This window comes from Kitasatospora sp. NRRL B-11411 (assembly GCF_000721345.1).
In the GTDB taxonomy this organism is placed as follows: Bacteria; Actinomycetota; Actinomycetes; order Streptomycetales; family Streptomycetaceae; genus Kitasatospora; species Kitasatospora cineracea.
Genome location: NZ_JOGH01000320.1, coordinates 1 through 403 on the forward strand (window position 1 = coordinate 1; position 403 = coordinate 403).

At 69.5% G+C, this 403-nt stretch carries 1 protein-coding gene; it reads left to right on the forward strand.

Annotated elements, in window-relative coordinates:
* Positions 1-403: acyl-CoA dehydrogenase family protein (locus IH44_RS0140155; protein WP_030464790.1), on the forward strand; the 403-nt coding region annotated here is incomplete at both ends.

Sequence of the window (403 nt, forward strand, 5' to 3'; positions counted from 1 at the left end):
GGGGATGTTCTCGTACTGCCTCTCGGAGCCGGAGGCGGGTTCGGACGCGGCGGGGATGCGGACGCGGGCGGTGCGCGACGGGGACTTCTGGGTCCTCAACGGGGTGAAGCGGTGGATCACCAACGCGGGCGTCTCGGAGTACTACACGGTGATGGCGGTCACGGACCCGGAGAAGCGCTCGAAGGGGATCTCGGCGTTCGTGGTGGAGAAGGGGGATGCGGGGGTCTCCTTCGGTGCGCCGGAGAAGAAGCTGGGGATCAAGGGTTCGCCGACGCGGGAGGTGTACTTCGACAACGTGCGGATCCCGGCGGAGCGGATGATCGGGGCGGAGGGCACCGGTTTCGCCACGGCGATGCGCACGCTGGACCACACCCGGGTCACCATCGCGGCGCAGGCGCTGGGC